We start from the raw sequence: 16,892 nt of genomic DNA on the forward strand, positions 1-16,892 counted from the left end.
CCTAGGAGAGAACGACGTTATGCGCACGTACACCAAGTCGATCGCCGCCGTCACCGGCAGCCTCGCCCTCGCCGCCGCCCTCACCGCCTGCGGCGGCTCCTCCGCCGCCTCCGACGAGAAGGTCGTCACCGTCTACAGCGCGGACGGCCTCAAGGGTGAGAAGGGCGACGGCTGGTACGACAAGGTCTTCGCCGACTTCGAGAAGCAGACCGGTATCAAGGTCAAGTACGTCGAGGGCGGTTCCGGCGAGATGGTGCAGCGCGCCGTCCGCGAGAAGAACAACACGCAGGCCGATGTCATCGTGACCCTGCCGCCGTTCATCCAGCAGGCCGACTCCAAGGGGCTGCTCCAGGCGTACACCCCGAAGGGCGCCGAGCAGGTCGACGGCGCCGACAAGGCCGCCGACGGCAAGTGGACCTCCGTCGTCAACAACTACTTCGGCTTCATCTACAACAAGCAGCAGCTGAAGGAGGCCCCCAAGACCTGGGAGGAGCTCCTCGACCCGAAGTACAAGAACAAGCTGCAGTACTCCACCCCCGGTGTCGCGGGCGACGGCACGGCCGTCGTCATCAAGGCGATGAACGACTTCGGCGGCCAGGAGCCGGCGATGGAGTACCTGAAGAAGCTCCAGGCCAACAACGTCGGCCCGTCCTCCTCCACCTCCAAGCTCGCCCCCAAGGTCGACAAGGGCGAGATCCTCGTCGCCAACGGCGACGTCCAGATGAACTTCGCCCAGTCCAAGTCCATGCCGAACCTCGCCATCTGGTTCCCGGCCAAGGACGGCGGCAAGCCGACCACCTTCGCCCTGCCGTACGCCGCCGGCCTGATGAGCAAGGCCCCGCACACCGAGAACGGCAAGAAGCTCCTCGACTTCATGCTGGCTGAGCAGGCCCAGCGCGAGGTCAGCGCGATCGGCGGCGGCTTCCCGGCCCGCAAGGACATCAAGGCGACCGACGCCAACGCGATCGAGCTGGCCAAGCTGATCGAGGGCGTCGAGATCTTCGAGCCGGACTGGGCCGACATCGACAAGAACCTGACGACGTACGTCGACGCGTGGAAGACGGCCACCGGCAGCTAACCACCGGCTTCCAAGAGTTCACCGTACGGCTCTGGTATCCGTCCGCACATCGCGGAAAGATAACGGGTACGGACCAACGCCCCCGAGGAATCGGGGGCGTTGGCGTGTCCTCACCCCCTTCTACGGAGGATTCGACATGCCGATCACCGGCATATCCACCGGCATATCCCGCCGCACCGTGCTCGCCGCCGCGGGCGCCACCGCCGCCCTCGCCGGCACCGGAATGGCCACCGCCCCCGCCGCCCACGCCGCCGCCCCCACGCTCCCGAACGGCACCAGCCAGGACAAGGTGCTCGTCGTCGGCATGGACGGGCTGCGCCACGACCGGATCGACGCGGCCAACGCGCCGACGATGAAGTCCCTGATGGCGAACGGCACGTACGGCCTCTCGCTGCTCTACGCCAACCCGATGGCCGCCACCTTGTCCGGCCCCGGCTGGTCGACCATCTCCACCGGCGTCTGGCCCGACAAGCACGGCGTGAAGGACAACACCTTCACCGGCAAGAACTACGCCAAGTACCCGGGATTCCTCGCCCGGTTGAACCAGATCCGCCCCGAGCTCTCGCTCTTCGCGGCCGTCGACTGGCCCGAGCTCGACACGCACGGCACGGTCACCCCCGGCGCCGACGCCAAGCTCGTCTACAACAACAACTACGCCGTCAACGACAAGGTGATCACCGACATCACCGAGGACATCCTCCGGAACCAGAACCCGGACGTCCTCTTCGTCTACTTCGGCGAGACCGACGAGGTCGGCCACAACTCCGGCGCCAAGAGCCAGGCGTACCTCGACGCCATCGCCGTCCAGGACGGCTACCTCGGCCGCCTCCTCACCGCGATCAAGGCCCGCCCCTCCTACGCCACCGAGCGCTGGACGGTCATCGTCACCACCGACCACGGCCATGTCGACGCCGGCGGCCACGGTGGCTCCGCCATCGAGGAGCGCCGTACGTTCGTCCTCGCCCAGGGCCCCGGTATCGCCGCCGGCGCCCGCCCGATCGACACCCGGCTCGTCGACGTCGCCCCCACCGTCTTCCGCCAGCTCGGCATCACCCCGGACCCCTCCTGGGGCCTGGACGGCAAGCCGATCCAAGACCGCTCCACCGACCCGTTCGACGCGCTGCACTCCTCCCTCTCGGGACGCGTCGACGAGACCGGCATCCCGGCCGGTGTCCTCGGCTTCACCCACACCGCGCCCAGCGGCTGGTCCGTCATCAACAACGCCATGGGCACCGGCGGCATGACCGAGTGGCGCGGCTGGGCCTTCGCCACCGACGAGTTCTGGTCCCGCACCCAGCGCGACCAGTCCCGCGAGCTCAACGTCCGCGCCCGGGGCGTCTTCGCCGTCGCCGACTCCGACGAGTGGGCCGACAAGACCTTCTCCGGTACGTACGACTCGACGCTGGTCACCCCCGCGTACAGCGTCTCCGGCGCGACCCGCGTCACCCTCGACTTCACCACCTTCTACCGCCAGGAGGGCAGCCAGACCGCCCAGGTCCAGGCGGTCTTCAACGGCGGTACGCCGACGGTCGTCAGGAGCTACACCGCCGACGTGATCTCCCAGCCCCAGTCGCTCACCGTGAACGTCCCCGCCGGGGCGTCCAGCGTGAGCTTCCGCTTCCGCTACACCGGGTCCAACAACTGGTACTGGGTGATCGACGGGGTCAAGGTCACGGCTTCCTGATTAGGCTGGGGGCGTCGCCACAGCGCTGTCGCGGCGCCCCCAGCACACCGCACGATTTCTGTACGGCAGGAGTCCCCGCACATGGCAGAGCGCAAGCCGATCGAATCCTGGCTCACGGACATGGACGGAGTCCTCATCCACGAGGGCGTCCCGATCCCCGGCGCCGACGCGTTCATCAAGAAGCTGCGGGAGACCGGGAAGCCGTTCCTGGTCCTCACGAACAACTCGATCTACACGGCCCGCGACCTGCACGCCCGCCTGGCCCGCATGGGCCTGGACGTGCCCGTGGAGAACATCTGGACCTCGGCGCTCGCCACCGCCCGGTTCCTCGACGACCAGCGCCCCGGCGGCACCGCCTACGTCATCGGCGAGGCCGGCCTGACCACCGCGCTGCACGACATCGGCTACGTCCTCACCGACCACGACCCCGACTACGTGGTGCTCGGCGAGACCCGGACGTACTCCTTCGAGGCCATGACCAAGGCGGTCCGGCTCATCAACGCGGGCGCCCGCTTCATCTGCACCAACCCCGACGAGACCGGCCCCTCCCTCGAAGGCCCGCTCCCGGCCACCGGCTCGGTCGCCGCGCTGATCACCAAGGCCACAGGCAAGGACCCGTACTTCGCGGGCAAGCCCAACCCGCTGATGATGCGCACCGGCCTCAACGCGATCGGCGCCCACTCCGAGTCCAGCGCCATGATCGGCGACCGGATGGACACCGACATCCTGGCCGGTCTGGAGGCGGGCATGCAGACCTTCCTGGTCCTGACCGGTCTGACGACGGAGGCGGAGATCGACCGCTTCCCGTACCGCCCCTCCAAGGTCGTCGACTCGATCGCCGACCTGGTGGAGCGCGTCTAGAACCCCTGGTCGGACCCCTGCGGATGCGAGAAGACCCGAACCGGGTGACCCTGCCACTATCAGGAGGTCACGATGCGTTCAGGTCCCATTGCTCTCCGTGCCGCAGGGGCGGCCACCATCCTGGTACTGGCGCCCACGGCCGGTACCGCGTTCGCCGGTGACAACGCCAAGGTCAGCGCCACGGTGACGCCGTCCACCGCCCGGCCCGGCGCGGACGTCGACATCCGCGTCCAGGGCTGCAAGGGCACCACCGGCGCCGCCAAGTCCGAGGCGTTCGTCGCCGACGCCGAGCTCACCGGCCGCGACGGGGGCGACTACCCCCTCTTCGGCGACACCACGATCAAGTCGGGCCTGGAGCGGGGTACGTACAAGGTCAGCGTGACCTGTGACGGCCGCGAGCACCGTGACGTCGGCGTGGTCCACGTCGAGAAGCACAAGCCCGAGCCCACGCACGACCCCACTCACCAGCCGACGCATCAGCCGACGCATCAGCCCACCCACCATCCGAGTCCGCACGCCCCGGTCCGGGCCGGGGGCGGCGGCGCGGCCCTGGCGGTCCCGGCCGCCCCGGCGGCGCCCGTCGCGCCGGGTGTCGCCCAGACCACGAGCGAGAACGGCCTCGGCACCCCGTACACCCTGGTCGGCCTGGGCATGGCCGCGATCGCCGCGGTGGCCGTCGCCGTCCGCAGCACGCGCCGCCGCCGGCCGGGCGACTGAGGTGTCCGCCGGGGCCGGCAACGGGCGGATGCTGACCGGCGTGGCCTGGGCGGTCCTGCTCCTGGGGCTCTGGCTCTGGGGCCGTGAGATCACCGACGGCCCCGGGGGCGCCTCGGCCCCCACGACAGGCGACATCGCCGCCGTCGGCCGCCCGTTCGCCGGCGTCCTGCCCCCGGCGCACCACCCCATCCGGCCTGCCGAGCCGCGCCGGGTCGAGATCCCCTCGCTGGGCATCGCGGCGCCGGTCGTCGGACGCGGCCTGGACGGTACGGGGGCGGTGGACCCGCCGCCGTACGAGATGGCCCACTCGGTCGGCTGGTTCCGTACGGGCACCCAGCCGGGCGCGGAGGGCGCGGCCCTCTTCGTCGGCCACGTCGACACCACGACCAGGCCCGCCGTCTTCTACGGCCTGAGCGCCGCCCGGGCGGGCGCCACGGTGAAGGTGACCCGCACGGACGGCTCGGTCGCCGAGTTCACGATCGACGACGTCCAGGTCGTCCCCCGGGAGCGCTTCGACGCCCGGAAGGTGTACGGCCAGCGCCAGGCCGACCGGGCGGAGCTGCGCCTGATCACCTGCGGCGGGACGTTCGACCGGGCGTCCGGTGCGTACACGGCGAACGTGGTGGTCTCGGCGTACCTCACGGGAGCGAAGGGAGCGTGACGACCGGGCGGGACCATCACGCGGGGCCACCGGGCCCGGCCGGCGGGCGTCTGATCGCCGGGGCCGGCCGGCGGACCGCGCGCCCGACGGCCGGGCCGGTCCTCGACCGCGGGCGCGCGGGCTGCGGGAGAAGCCCGGCGCCGCCGCGGGAGGTTCGGGTTCCGCAACTGTAGAACGGGTGTCCGGCCCCGGCCCAGACCGACTCCCCCAACGATCGAGGCCCCCTCACCGATGGTGAGGGGGCCTCGACTCTGCGTGCGCCGCCAGGGACTCGAACCCCGGACCCGCTGATTAAGAGTCAGCTGCTCTAACCAACTGAGCTAGCGGCGCGTGCTGACCTGCATAACTTTACCCGACGTCCAGGGGTGCTCCTGACCAATACCGGCCGCTTCCGGCCTGTCGGATGGTCGTATCAGGCCTTCGATCCGTCAAAATGCGATATGTCCAGACAGTTGAGACACTGACGCCCGTGCACCAGCGCCAAAAGATCTTGACGAGTGTGGAGGGGAATCGCATGAGTGTGCCGGTCTTCGAGGAGTTCGAGCCCGCGGCCGACTGCGGCTGCTCGGGCTGCGCCCAGCAGCGGCGCGATCATGCCCTTGGCCTGCCCGTACGGGCGGGCGGTCACCCGGCGGCGCATGGGGCGCGCCGTGCGCTGGTCCTGGTGACGGCGGCGGGAGTGGCCCTCGGCGGCGGGGGAGCGGGCGCGCTCGCCCAGCAGCCGGGCGCGATGAAGCCCGTCACTCCGGCGGACCTGATGGCGGATCAGAGTGCGAGGTCTTCTGTGGCGGCGGAGGCGGCTTCGGGCCCCGGGCCCGACACCCCGCAGGGCGGCACGGCGCCGCTGCACGGAGCCTCCGGCCCCGGCTCGCAGCCGTCCCCCGTCGCCACCCCGACGACCAGTCACATCTCCACCCAGTCCCTGCGGAAGACCACCCGCACCGAGATCATCAACCGCGCCAAGCGGTGGGTGAGCGCCCAGGTCCCGTACTCGATGGAGCGGTTCTGGTCCGACGGCTACCGCCAGGACTGCTCGGGCTACATCTCGATGGCCTGGAACCTGCGCGCCAACGAGTGGACCGGCAGCCTGGACCGCTTCGGCGAGCGGATCGACCGCAGCGAGCTCAAGCCCGGCGACATCCTGCTCTTCCACAACCCGGCCGACCCGACGAAGGGCTCGCACGTCACGATCTTCGGCGGCTGGACGGACTACACCCACACCTCGTACATCGCGTACGAGCAGACCAAGCCGCGCACGCGCCGGCAGGCGACGCCGCTGGCGTACTGGAACCACTCCGCCCGCTACGTCGCCTACCGCTACAGGGGTGTGGTCAGCGGGGGCAGCGGAGGGGGCTCGTCCACGGCGACGGCGCCGTACCCGGGTTCGGAGATGTTCGGGCCCGGCGCGAACAACGCGTACGTCACCCAGCTCGGGCGGATGCTCGTCCAGCGCGGCGGCAAGAAGTACTACAGCCAGGAGCCGGGCCCCCGCTGGGACGAGGCGGACCGGCAGGCGACGGCGGCGTTCCAGCGGGCGCAGGGCTGGAAGGGCAAGGAGGCGGACGGGTTGCCCGGGCCGCACACCTGGCGGCTGCTGGTGGCGGGCCAGGGGCGGAGCATCGGCGGTTCGAGTGGTTCGGGGGGTTCGAACGCGCATGTGCCGGGGTTCCCCGGGCGTGGCTACTTCCGTCCGGGCCAATCCAGCGCATATGTGGAGAAGCTGGGCAAACAGCTGGTGAAGCGGGGCTACGGCAAGCACTACGTGTCGGGTCCCGGTCCGCGCTGGAGCGAGGCGGACCGCCGCAATGTCGAGGCGTTCCAGCGGGCGCAGGGGTGGCGTGGCCGCGAGGCCGACGGCTACCCCGGCCCGGAGACCTGGCGGCGCCTGTTCCGATGACCCCGAGAGCATGAGGTGGACCCGATGACCGCAACGACCCCAACGCCCGACTCGGGCGCGGCGGCCAGCCGCGACGCGGCCCGCACGGCCCGCCGCCTGACGTCGGAGCCGCGCGCCCCGAGACCGTCGGCGCCTACGGGGGACGGCGGGGCGTCTGCACCGGGGACCCCGGCGGACCCGGCCCGCTCCGACGGAACGCCAACCACCGGCCGGGAGCCGGGCCCGCCCCCGCCGACCGCGGCGGACGGTCCGGTCACGGCAGGCGCCGCCTCGGCCCCGGCGCCCACGCCGAACGCGCCGGGCGCGGGCCCCGACGGTTCCCCGACCGGGCCCACCACGCCGGTTGCCTCCGGCACCCCGGTTGCGGGTGTGACGGCCGGTCCGCCCGGCGGCGTGGCCCCCGGCACTTCGGCGCCCGGGCTGGTCACGCCGGAGGGGCCGTCGGTCCGTCCGACCGCGCTGAGCGATTCGGGCGCTTTCGCCCCGGCGACCGGTCCGGTCACGCCGGTTGCCTCCGGCACCGTGGGTGCTGTGGGTGGGGCGGCCGGTCCGTCCGGCGCCATGGGTGCTGCCGGTCCGGCGGCCGGGCCCAGCACGCCGGTTGCCTCTGGCACCGTGGGTGCTGTGGGTGGGGCGGCCGGGCCGCCCGGTGGCGTGGCCCCCGGCAGTTCGGCGACCGGGCTGGTCGCGCCGGAGGGGCCGTCGGTCCGTCCGACCGCGCCGAGCGATTCGGGCGCTTTCGCCCCGGCGACCGGGCCCGGCACGCCGGTTGCCTCCGGCACCCGGACCTCGGATGGCCTGCCGTCCGGCCCGGCCGCGTCCAGCGCTGTGGCCGGTGCCGCCCCGGTTGGTCCGGCGAGCGGCCCGAATGCGCCTGGTGCCCTCGGCGCCACGGCTGGTCCGGCAGGTACGTCGGGCGCCGCAGGGCCCGGTGCTGTCGGCGATTCGGGGACCGGGCCCCGTACGCCCGGCGCGTCGGCTCCTGAGGGTTCCGCAGTCCCCCTGACGATGCCGGGTGCGGTGAGCGGCGCAGCCGCCCCGGCCACCGGCCCCCGTACGCCCGGCGCCCTCGGTGCCACGGCTCCTGAGCCTTCCGCAGTCCACCCGGCGGCGCCGGGTGCGGCTGGGCCGGCAGGTACGTCGGGCGGTGCGGGGCCCAGTGCCGCCGGCGGTTCGGCGACTGCCTCCCGTACGCCCGGCGCGTCGGCTCCCGAGCGTTCCGCAGTTCAGCCGGCCGTGCTGGGTGCGGTGAGCGGCGCGGCTGGTTCGGCTGCGCCGGCGACCGCCCCCCATACGCCTGGCGCCACGGCCCCCGAGGGTTCCGCAGGTGCCCAGGCCCGTGCTGCGAGCGGCGCCGCAGGTCCGGCCGCTGCGTCGAGCGGCGTGGGCGCGCCGGCGACCGGCCCCCGTATGCCCGGCGCACCCGGCGGCACCGCCCCCGTCGCGGCCCGTCCGGACGTGGTCGATCTGCGGCGGATCGTTCAGGGGGACGTCGGTGTCGTCGCCGTGCCCGTCGTCGCCGAGGCGCATGCAGGCGGACGACCCGGCGTGGCGCGGCGGAAGAACGTGATCGGGGCCGAGACGACCGGGTCGATCCCCGTGCACCTGCTCTTCCGGGGCGACGCCGACACCGACACCGACGTGGACGCCACCGTCGCCATGGCCGCACCCGTCGCCACCGCGACCAAGGCCGTCATCCCTTCCCCCACCCGCCCCAAGAACACCCGCCCCGCCCCCACCGCCGACCCCAAGCTCGTCGAGCGGGACGGTCCCGTGCTGCCCGGGTGGATCGGGGTCGTCGGCGGACTGCTCGCGCTCACCGGGTGCGCCGCCGTCGTGTGGTGGACAGGCGCCGTGCCCGAGCAGTTCGCCCGCATGCTCCGGCTGCCCCCGCGTCCGTACCACGGCATCCACCTCGGCCAGTGGGCCCTGCTCACCCTCGGCGTCCTGGCCACCCTCTTCTCCCTCGGAGGCCTCGGCCGCGGCCGCGTCGGCTACGCCTGGGTCCTCACCCTCTTCGGCGACTACCGCGGCACCGTCCGCCGCACCGGCCTCGTCTGGACCAGCCCCCTCCTCCTCCGCCGCCGCGTCGACATCCGCCTGCGCCACTGGCGCAGCGAGCCGCTCTCCGCGGTCGACGCCAAGGGCACCGCCCTCCGCGTCGTCGTCCTCGTCGTCTGGCGCATCCGGGACACCGTCCGCGCCGCCCTCGGCGTCGACGGCCACGAGGAGTACCTGCGCGAGCAGGTCGAGGCGGCGATGGCCCGGGTCCTCTCCCAGCTCCCGGCCGACGCGTTCCACGAGGACGCCCCGACCCTGCGCGACGCGGAGGCCGTCGGCGAGGCCCTGACCCGGATGCTCTCCGCGGAGTGCGCCCCGGTCGGGATCGACGTGTTCTCGGCGCAGCCGACCCGTATCGAGTACGCCCCCGAGATCGCGGCGGCGATGCAGCGCCGCCGGATCGCCGCGATCGACGCCAAACACCGCGACAGCGTGCTGACCTCCGTCGTGGACGCCGTGGACGACGTGGTCCACCGGCTGACCACGCGTGGTCTCGTCGAGCTGGACGACTACGAGCGCAAGGCGCTGGTCAAGGACCTGACGGTGGCCTTCTACACCGGCCGCACCGGCCCCGTGGAAGGCGCGTGACCGGCCGCGTGGCTGGTATGGACATGCTCAACTTCCCGCCATACCTTGGTACTTGGTCTAGACCTGAATAGGCACTACCGCACGCGTGCGGCACGGCTCAGCTCATCGAACTCCCCCACGTTCACCAGGAGCGACAGCATGCGCAAAAAGATAGGCGTGGCGGCGGTGGCGCTCGGCGTCGCCGGCGCCTCCCTCTTCGCCACGAGCACCGCCAGCAGCCACGGCTACACCGACTCCCCGATCAGCCGCCAGAAGCTCTGCGCCAACGGCACCGTGACGAACTGCGGACCCATCCAGTGGGAGCCGCAGTCCGTCGAGGGCCCCAAGGGCTTCCCCGCCGCCGGACCCGCCGACGGGAAGATCTGTTCCGCCGGTCTCACGCAGTTCGCCCAGCTCGACGACCCCCGGGGCGGCGCCTGGCCCACCACGAGGGTCACGGCGGGTCAGAGCTACAGCTTCCGCTGGCAGTTCACCGCCCGTCACCGCACCACCGACTTCAGGTACTACATCACCAAGAACGGCTGGAACGGCACCCAGAAGCTCACGCGGGCCGCCCTCGACCCGCAGCCGTTCCTCACCGTCCCGTACAACAACCAGCAGCCGCCCGCCACGCTCTCGCACTCCGGGACCATCCCGGCGGGCAAGACCGGCCGGCATCTGATCCTGGCGGTCTGGACGATCGCGGACACCGCGAACGCCTTCTACGCCTGCTCGGATGTTCAGTTCTGACATAGCGTCAGTTATCGTCCGGCGTATGACCGTGGCGGAGCTCGTGCAGCGTCAGTGGGGCGATCACAGGGTCGGGCTGAGGAGCCACGAGGCGGTCCTCACCCATCACCAGGTCGCCGCCGGCGCCGCCGCACGGGCCGCACTCCTCGTCGATCTGCTGCCCCGTGGTGCCGAGCCGCACCTCGGGGTACTCCTCGACAACACACCGGAATTCCCGCTCTGGCTGAGCGCGGCGGCCCTCGCCGGGGCCGCCGTCGCCGGCATCAACCCCACCCGGCGCGGCGCCGAACTGGCCCGCGACATCGTCCACACCGACTGCCGGGTCCTGGTCACCCAGCGCGCGTACCTTCCCCTGCTCGACGGGCTTCCCCTCCCGGGCATACGCGTCCTGGTGACCGACACGGACGCCTACCGCGACCTGCTCGCCCCGTACGACGGCGCGAAGCCGGGCGAGGCCGTGGCCCGCCCGGTCCGCCCCGACAGCCGGATGCTGCTCTACTTCACCTCCGGCTCGACCGGCGCGCCCAAGGCGGCGATCTGCAGCCAGGGCAGGCTCGCGGCGGCCGGCCGTTCGCTCGTCGCCCACTTCGGCGTACGGCCCGACGACGTCCACTACATCTGCATGCCGATGTTCCACGGCAACGCGGTCATCGCGGACTGGGCCCCGGCGCTCGCCGCCGGAGCGGGCGTGGCGCTGCGGGCCCGGTTCTCGGCCTCCCGCTTCCTGCCGGACGTACGGGAGTTCGGCGCGACCTACTTCACGTACGTCGGCCGGGCGATCCAGTACGTCCTCGCCACCCCGCCCGGCCCCGACGACCGCGCGCACGGACTCCGCCTCGGCTTCGGTACGGAGGCGGGGGCGGTGGACGCGGCCCGGTTCGAGGCGCGGTTCGGGGCCCGGCTCGTGGAGGGCTACGGCTCGTCGGAGGGCGGCGCGGCGATCCAGCGGACCCCGGACACGCCGGCCGGCGCGATCGGGCGGGCGGCGCCGGGGGACGACCTGGCGGTGATCGACGCGGCAACCGGTGAGGAGTGCGAGCCCGCAGTCCTCTCGCCCTCCGGCCGGCTCCTCAACGCCTCGTCGGCGATCGGCGAACTGGTCAACCGCGGCCGGAATCCCTTCGAGGGCTACTGGCGCAACCCCGAGGCGGAGGCCGCCCGGCTGCGCCGCGGCTGGTATTGGACCGGCGACCTCTTCTACCGGGACGCCGACGGCTTCCTCTACTTCGCGGGCCGCACGGACGACCGGCTGCGCGTGGACAGCGAGAACCTCGCGGCGGCGGTGATCGAACAGATCCTCTCCCGCTGGGAGCGGGCGGCGGGCGTCGCCGTCTACGCGATCCCCGACCCGGTCGCCGGCGACCAGGTGATGACGGCGATCGCCCTGCGCGAGGGCGTGACGTTCGACCCGGCCGCGTTCGAGGAGTTCCTCGCCGCCCAGCCGGACCTGGGCACGAAGATGCCCCCGCGTTTCGTACGTATCGTGCCGACGCTCCCCCTGACCGCCACGAACAAGATCCACCGCGTGGCCCTGCGCCGGGACTCCTTCCTCTGCGAGGACCCGGTGTGGTGGCGCCCGGCGCCGGGGGAACCGTACGAGCGTCTGACGCCCTCGGCCGTCGCGGACCTCCGCACCCGGTACGCCGCCCAGGGCCGCCCGCTGCCCTCACCGTAAGACCGAGTCCTTCGGATCAAGCCGGATCAGCGCTCCACGGCCAAGCCGCCTCACGCCCGGCCTCGATGAGGCCGACCATCCGGAACGCGGCGTCCGTGAGGCCGCCGAAGGTGTGCCGGTGGGGGCCCGTGGGGCTGTGGGCGGGCCGGTACCCCGCCAGGTTCCACGTGTAGACCGGGATGTCGGCCGGGACCGGTTCGGTCGGGTCGCCGGGGCCGTAGGGGGCGGCCTGCTCGTCGGTGACGATCAGGACCCGGTCGTGCTCCCGGTAATGCCTCTGCACCGCCTTCGCGGTGTACGTGCCTCCGAGGCCGCGGAACCGTTTCAACACCTCGAGCACCGGCTCGCCCGGTGAGAACGGCACCTCCGCGCTGCCCCAGCCGAACTCCACCAGATCCGCCTGCTCGGCACGCATGGCCAGCGCGCTGCCGAACACGGCCGCCGCGTCCGCCCGGGTCAGCTTGGACCGCTCGGAGACGGTGTCCCAGAACATGGAGTCGGACCGGTCCACCAGGATCAGCGTCCGGCCGGGCAGGGACGGCACGTTGGCCAGGGAGTGGCCCAGTGCCCGTTCCAGCGCGGCTGTCCAGCGCGGCGACGGCGCGTGCCGGTGGGCGGCCAGGTAGCGGAAGGGGAACTGCCGGGACCGGGCGACCTCGGAGGCGTCCGAGAGCCGTGCGGCGACCCGGGCCGCGACGTCGTCCGAGACCCCCGCCTCGTCGAAGTTCCGCAGGTTCCGCAGGAGCGCCATCGGCGCCATCGTGGGGATGATGGCTTCCCAGGCGGCGGCGTCCATCGGTCCGTGGAGCCAGCCCGCCAGGGCCTCCCACGTCATGCCCGCCGCGGCCAGCCGCTCGGAGCCGCCCGGCCCGGTCACCACCGCCCGCCGCTCGTCCGCCGCCGACTCCATCAGCGCCCGGTGGGCGGTCAGCAGGTGGTCGGAGGCCGGCGGAACCGCCTGCTCCGGGTGGTGGCGGCGGTCCAGGGCGTACTGGAAGAGCGCGCCCTGCCAGGGCTTGTCCGGGTCGGGGGAGGCGTGCACCAGGTTGAGTACGTCGCCGAAGCGAAAACGCCGGGAACCCTTCGTCGCGGTGTCGTACTTGAGCAGGGCCCGGGACGTGTACAGCCGGCGTACGGCGTCGGCGACGCCCCGCTTCACGGGCTGCGGCAGGTTCCGCCCGTACGCCGAGTGCCAGCGGGCGAGCAGTTCGCCGGGCTCGTCGGCGCGTTGGAGCACCGAGTCGATCACGGAACGGTTGGACGGGCCTTCGGACGCCCCGGCCTCGAGCCGGGCCCGCACGTACGCGGCGGCGCCCACCAGGGACGCCGTGCGCATGTTGCCCTCGCCGCGAAGCCAGCGCAGCAGACCGGCCGTCCATGTGGGGTCCTCGACGGCGAGTTCACCGACGAGCCGGGCGTACCGGTCGTCCCGCGCCTCACCGCTCTCGTAGAAGGTTTGCTGGGAGACGAAGTTGCCGACGGCGAGGAGGAAGAGCTCCTCGCGGGGCTCCCGGACGAAGGCCGTGCCGCCCTCGTGGGTGCGGAAGTCCGGCGCGGCGGGCTGGTGGTGGTGGAGCCGTGGTGGGGTCAGGGAGCGGGCGGCAGCCGCGACGTGCGGGGCCACGAGCATCTCGGACCACATCTTGGAGACGCGTCGGGTGTAACGAGGCAGCGAATCCCCCCGGATTCAAAGGATGGGACGGCCCCCGGCCGAAAGGTCCAAAGGTCCAAAGGCCCGCCGGGGCGAAGACGCCCGCGCCTGCCGAGATCAAAGGGGCGGCGGCGTCACTTGGTTGTCAGAAGAAGTAGCCGCAGCCGAGCGCATCGTCAGGCGCGGTCGCGATGCCAACCTACCGAGGCCACCGGGCGGCACACCAGCGATTAACGACACGCCTCACTGGGGTAGGGCCGGCCATACTCCCGTACACCCACCAGACCGATGGTCCGGTGCGCCGACCGGCCCCTACCGTGGGGGCCATGGAGCCCCGAACCCCCTGGCAGGCCCTCACCCTGCGCCGATACGTACGGACCGAGTGGCCCTGGCGGGCCGCCGGGTATCTGGCGACCGGGGTGGTGACCGGCGTACCCGCGCTGATCGTTCTGCTGGTGCTCGTCGTCTTCTCCTTCGTCCTCGTCGGGCTCCCGCTCCTCCTCCTCGCCGGAGTCGCCCTCGGCGGGATCGAGCGCCGCCGGCTCCGCCTCGTCGACCTCGACCCGGCCGCCGATCCGCACCGGGTCCCCGACGCTCCCGGCCTCGCGGCCTGGCTCCGCGTGCGGGTCGGGGAGCAGGCCACCTGGCGGGAGTTCGCGTACGCCGTCCTGCACGCCACCCTCCTGTGGCCGCTCGACCTGCTCGTCCTCGCCGTCGCCCTCGGCCTGCCCGCCGCCCTGATCAGCACGCCCCTCCGCCTCGCCCTCGACGGGCACGAGGCCAAGGTCGTCAAGACCGTCCTGGTCACCACCTATCCGCAGGCCTTCGCCGCCGCGCTCCTCGGGGCCGTGCTCCTCGTCGCCCTGCTCTACCCGCTCGCCGCGCTCGCCGGGGCCCGGGCCGCCCTCAGCCGGGCCCTGCTCGCGCCCCGCGAGGCCGAGCTGCGCGAGCGGATCGGCGAGGTCACCGCCTCCCGCGCCCGGCTCGTCGACGCCTTCGAGGCCGAGCGGCGGCGGATCGAACGCGATCTCCACGACGGCGCCCAGCAGCGCCTGGTCGCCCTCACCATGACCCTGGGGCTCGCCCGGCTCGACGCCCCGCCCGGACCGCTCGCCGACCGGCTCACCCAGGCCCACGAGGAGGCGGGCCGGGTCCTGACCGAGCTGCGCGAGCTCATCCACGGCATCCACCCGCAGGTCCTCGCCGACTACGGCCTCGGCGCCGCCCTCACCGACGCCGCCGACCGCTCGGCCGTCCCCGTGACGACCGACATCGACCTGCCCCGGCTGCCCACGGCCGTGGAGAGCGCCGGCTACTTCGCCGTCTGCGAGGCCCTGGCCAACATCGGCAGGCACAGCGGCGCCACCGAGGCCCGGATCACCGCCCGGTACGGAGGCTCCCTGACGATCGACGTCGAGGACGACGGGTGCGGTGGCGCTGACCCTTCCCGCGGCAGCGGTCTGACCGGACTCGCCGACCGGCTCGCCGTCCTCGATGGCACACTGACGATCATGAGCCCGCCGGGCGGGCCGACCGTCCTACGAGTGGAGATCCCGTGCCGACCGCTGCCCGACCGCTCCGCGTCGTCCTCGCCGAGGACAGCGTCCTCCTCCGCGAAGGGCTGATCGGTCTCCTCGCCCGCTTCGGCCACGAGGTCGTCGCCGCCGTCGGCGACGCGGACGGCCTGCGGGCGGCGGTCACCGAGCACGACCCGGACATCGTCGTCACCGACGTCCGGATGCCCCCGACCCACACGGACGAGGGGCTGCGCGCCGCGGTCGCCCTGCGGGCCGAGCGCCCGGGCCTGCCGGTCCTCGTCCTGAGCCAGTACGTGCAGCGGACCTACGCCGCCGATCTCCTGGACGCGGGCGACGGCACCGGCGTCGGCTATCTCCTCAAGGACCGGGTCGGCCAGGTCGAGGAGTTCCTGGACGCCCTCACCCGGGTCGCCGACGGCGGCACGGTCGTCGACCCCGAGGTCGTACGGCAGCTGCTGCGCCGCCGCCGCGATCCGCTGGAGGCGCTGACCCCGCGCGAGCGCGAGGTTCTCGGCCTGGTCGCCGAGGGGCACTCGAACGGGGAGATCGCCCGCCGGCTCGTCGTCACGGAGGCGGCCGTCGGCAAGCACATCGGCAACATCCTGGCGAAGCTGGACCTGCCGCCCGCCGAGGAGACCCACCGCCGGGTCCTGGCCGTACTGACGTACCTCAGAGCCTGACGTACCTCAGAGCGTGAACACGAAGAAGCCCCCCGCCTGCGCGAGGGGCTTCTTCCGTCTGTGCGCCGCCAGGGACTCGAACCCCGGACCCGCTGATTAAGAGTCAGCTGCTCTAACCAACTGAGCTAGCGGCGCCTGCTGACAAGAAAATACTACCTGGTCCTCGGGGGTGGTTCTGACCACCACCCCCTGAGGACCAGGTCACATCTCTCCCGATCTCGTCAGATCGCCAGCGACAGCACCACCGGAGCCGCCCTGCGGTTCAGCGTGTCCGCCGCCGAGCGCAGCCGGTGCGCGTGCTCGATCGGCAGCGAGAGCGCCAGGCAGCCCACGGCCGCCCCGGCCGTCAGCGGCACCGCCGCGCAGACCGTGCCCACCGCGTACTCCTGGAGATCGAGCACCGGGACCGTCGGCGGCTGGCTGTCCAGCTTGGAGAAGAGGACCTTCTCGTTGGTGATCGTCCGGGACGTCAGCCGGGCGATCTTGTGGCGCGAGAGGTGGTCGCGGCGGCCGTTCTGGTCCAGCTGGGTCAGCAGACACTTGCCGACCGCGCTGGCGTGCGCGGCCGAGCGGAAGTCCACCCACTCGTTGACCTTGGGCGTGCGCGGGCCGTCGGCGAACTGGGTGATCTTCACCTCGCCGTCGATGTACCGGCTGATGTAGACCGCCGCGCCGACGGAGTCGCGCAGCTCGGTCAGCGTCTCCTGGAGTTTCTGCTCCAGCGCTTCGCGGCGGGTCAGACCGGAACCGAGGAGGACCAGGGAGTCGCCGATCACATAGGCGCCGTCGGCGACCTGCTCGACGTACCCCTCGCGGCGGAGCATCAGCAGCAGGGACGACAGATGGGCGACGGGCAGACCGGTCTCACGAGCGATCTGGACGTCCGTCACCCCGCCACCGTGCCGTGAGACCGTCTCAAGGACGCGCAGGGCGTATTGCACCGAGTGGAACGGCGCAGTGGGCTCGGGCTTCAGCGCCACGGTTTCCCCCTACCAGGTTGTGACCGCAAGCTTCCGTACCACGATAGCCGTCAAGCTCCGTTTTCGGGGCGGCTGTTGGCGAGATTGATGTG

General features: G+C 72.5%; 12 protein-coding genes, 2 tRNA genes and 1 pseudogene. 11 read left to right on the forward strand and 4 right to left on the reverse strand.

The window, feature by feature from the left end; translation table 11 throughout:
• The first annotated feature begins 19 nt into the window (after window positions 1-19).
• From ACZ4VI_RS28715 to ACZ4VI_RS28735, 5 genes are all read left to right on the forward strand, one after another.
• On the forward strand, window positions 20-1,078 hold the full coding sequence (locus ACZ4VI_RS28715; protein ID WP_468003848.1) for a 2-aminoethylphosphonate ABC transporter substrate-binding protein: 1,059 nt from the start codon (window positions 20-22) through the stop codon (window positions 1,076-1,078).
• A 136-nt stretch (window positions 1,079-1,214) separates the two neighbouring features.
• Window positions 1,215-2,762, forward strand: a complete 1,548-nt coding sequence (locus ACZ4VI_RS28720; RefSeq protein ID WP_468003849.1) for an alkaline phosphatase family protein — start codon at window positions 1,215-1,217, stop codon at window positions 2,760-2,762.
• Window positions 2,763-2,843: 81 nt separating this feature from the next.
• The gene (locus tag ACZ4VI_RS28725) at window positions 2,844-3,623 is read left to right on the forward strand and encodes an HAD-IIA family hydrolase (protein WP_468003851.1); all 780 of its coding nucleotides are present in this window, start codon (window positions 2,844-2,846) and stop codon (window positions 3,621-3,623) included.
• A 72-nt stretch (window positions 3,624-3,695) separates the two neighbouring features.
• On the forward strand, window positions 3,696-4,340 hold the full coding sequence (locus ACZ4VI_RS28730) for a hypothetical protein (RefSeq protein WP_468003853.1): 645 nt from the start codon (window positions 3,696-3,698) through the stop codon (window positions 4,338-4,340).
• A gap of 28 nt (window positions 4,341-4,368) precedes the next feature.
• Entirely contained in the window at window positions 4,369-5,001 is a 633-nt protein-coding gene (locus tag ACZ4VI_RS28735) for a class F sortase (RefSeq protein WP_468003953.1), read from the forward strand.
• A 256-nt stretch (window positions 5,002-5,257) separates the two neighbouring features.
• On the opposite strand, the gene ACZ4VI_RS28740 is transcribed toward ACZ4VI_RS28735, so the two are convergent.
• Window positions 5,258-5,331 (reverse strand) — tRNA-Lys (locus ACZ4VI_RS28740).
• A gap of 184 nt (window positions 5,332-5,515) precedes the next feature.
• Between ACZ4VI_RS28740 and ACZ4VI_RS28745 the strand changes: the two genes are divergently transcribed.
• From ACZ4VI_RS28745 to ACZ4VI_RS28760, 4 genes and pseudogenes are all read left to right on the forward strand, one after another.
• Window positions 5,516-6,898, forward strand: coding sequence for a peptidoglycan-binding protein (locus ACZ4VI_RS28745; protein WP_468003855.1), 1,383 nt, complete (start codon window positions 5,516-5,518; stop codon window positions 6,896-6,898).
• 1,311 nt (window positions 6,899-8,209) lie between these two features.
• Window positions 8,210-9,547, forward strand: a pseudogene (locus tag ACZ4VI_RS28750) (SPFH domain-containing protein); the annotation flags it as partial.
• Between the two features lie 138 nt (window positions 9,548-9,685).
• On the forward strand, window positions 9,686-10,276 hold the full coding sequence (locus tag ACZ4VI_RS28755; protein ID WP_468003857.1) for a lytic polysaccharide monooxygenase auxiliary activity family 9 protein: 591 nt from the start codon (window positions 9,686-9,688) through the stop codon (window positions 10,274-10,276).
• A gap of 25 nt (window positions 10,277-10,301) precedes the next feature.
• Entirely contained in the window at window positions 10,302-11,951 is a 1,650-nt protein-coding gene (locus ACZ4VI_RS28760) for an AMP-binding protein (protein WP_468003859.1), read from the forward strand.
• A 16-nt stretch (window positions 11,952-11,967) separates the two neighbouring features.
• On the opposite strand, the gene ACZ4VI_RS28765 is transcribed toward ACZ4VI_RS28760, so the two are convergent.
• The gene (locus ACZ4VI_RS28765; protein ID WP_468003861.1) at window positions 11,968-13,581 is read right to left on the reverse strand and encodes a TROVE domain-containing protein; all 1,614 of its coding nucleotides are present in this window, start codon (window positions 13,579-13,581) and stop codon (window positions 11,968-11,970) included.
• Window positions 13,582-13,928: 347 nt separating this feature from the next.
• On the opposite strand from ACZ4VI_RS28765, the gene ACZ4VI_RS28770 reads away from it, so the two are divergent.
• Together ACZ4VI_RS28770 and ACZ4VI_RS28775 are read left to right on the forward strand one after the other, a co-directional pair.
• Window positions 13,929-15,227, forward strand: coding sequence for a sensor histidine kinase (locus ACZ4VI_RS28770; protein ID WP_468003863.1), 1,299 nt, complete (start codon window positions 13,929-13,931; stop codon window positions 15,225-15,227).
• Window positions 15,158-15,820 carry a response regulator gene (locus tag ACZ4VI_RS28775; RefSeq protein WP_468003865.1) on the forward strand — a complete coding sequence of 221 codons (663 nt, stop codon included), beginning with the start codon at window positions 15,158-15,160 and terminating at the stop codon, window positions 15,818-15,820. Before ACZ4VI_RS28770 ends, ACZ4VI_RS28775 begins: the two co-directional genes overlap by 70 nt.
• 61 nt (window positions 15,821-15,881) lie before the next feature.
• Here ACZ4VI_RS28775 and ACZ4VI_RS28780 read toward each other — a convergent pair.
• Window positions 15,882-15,955: transfer RNA gene (locus ACZ4VI_RS28780), tRNA-Lys, on the reverse strand.
• A gap of 86 nt (window positions 15,956-16,041) precedes the next feature.
• Window positions 16,042-16,800: an IclR family transcriptional regulator gene (locus ACZ4VI_RS28785; RefSeq protein ID WP_385146207.1), complete on the reverse strand. Its 759-nt coding sequence runs from the start codon at window positions 16,798-16,800 to the stop codon at window positions 16,042-16,044.
• Between the last annotated feature and the right edge of the window lie 92 nt (window positions 16,801-16,892).

Source organism: Streptomyces sp. NPDC029169, assembly GCF_055563935.1.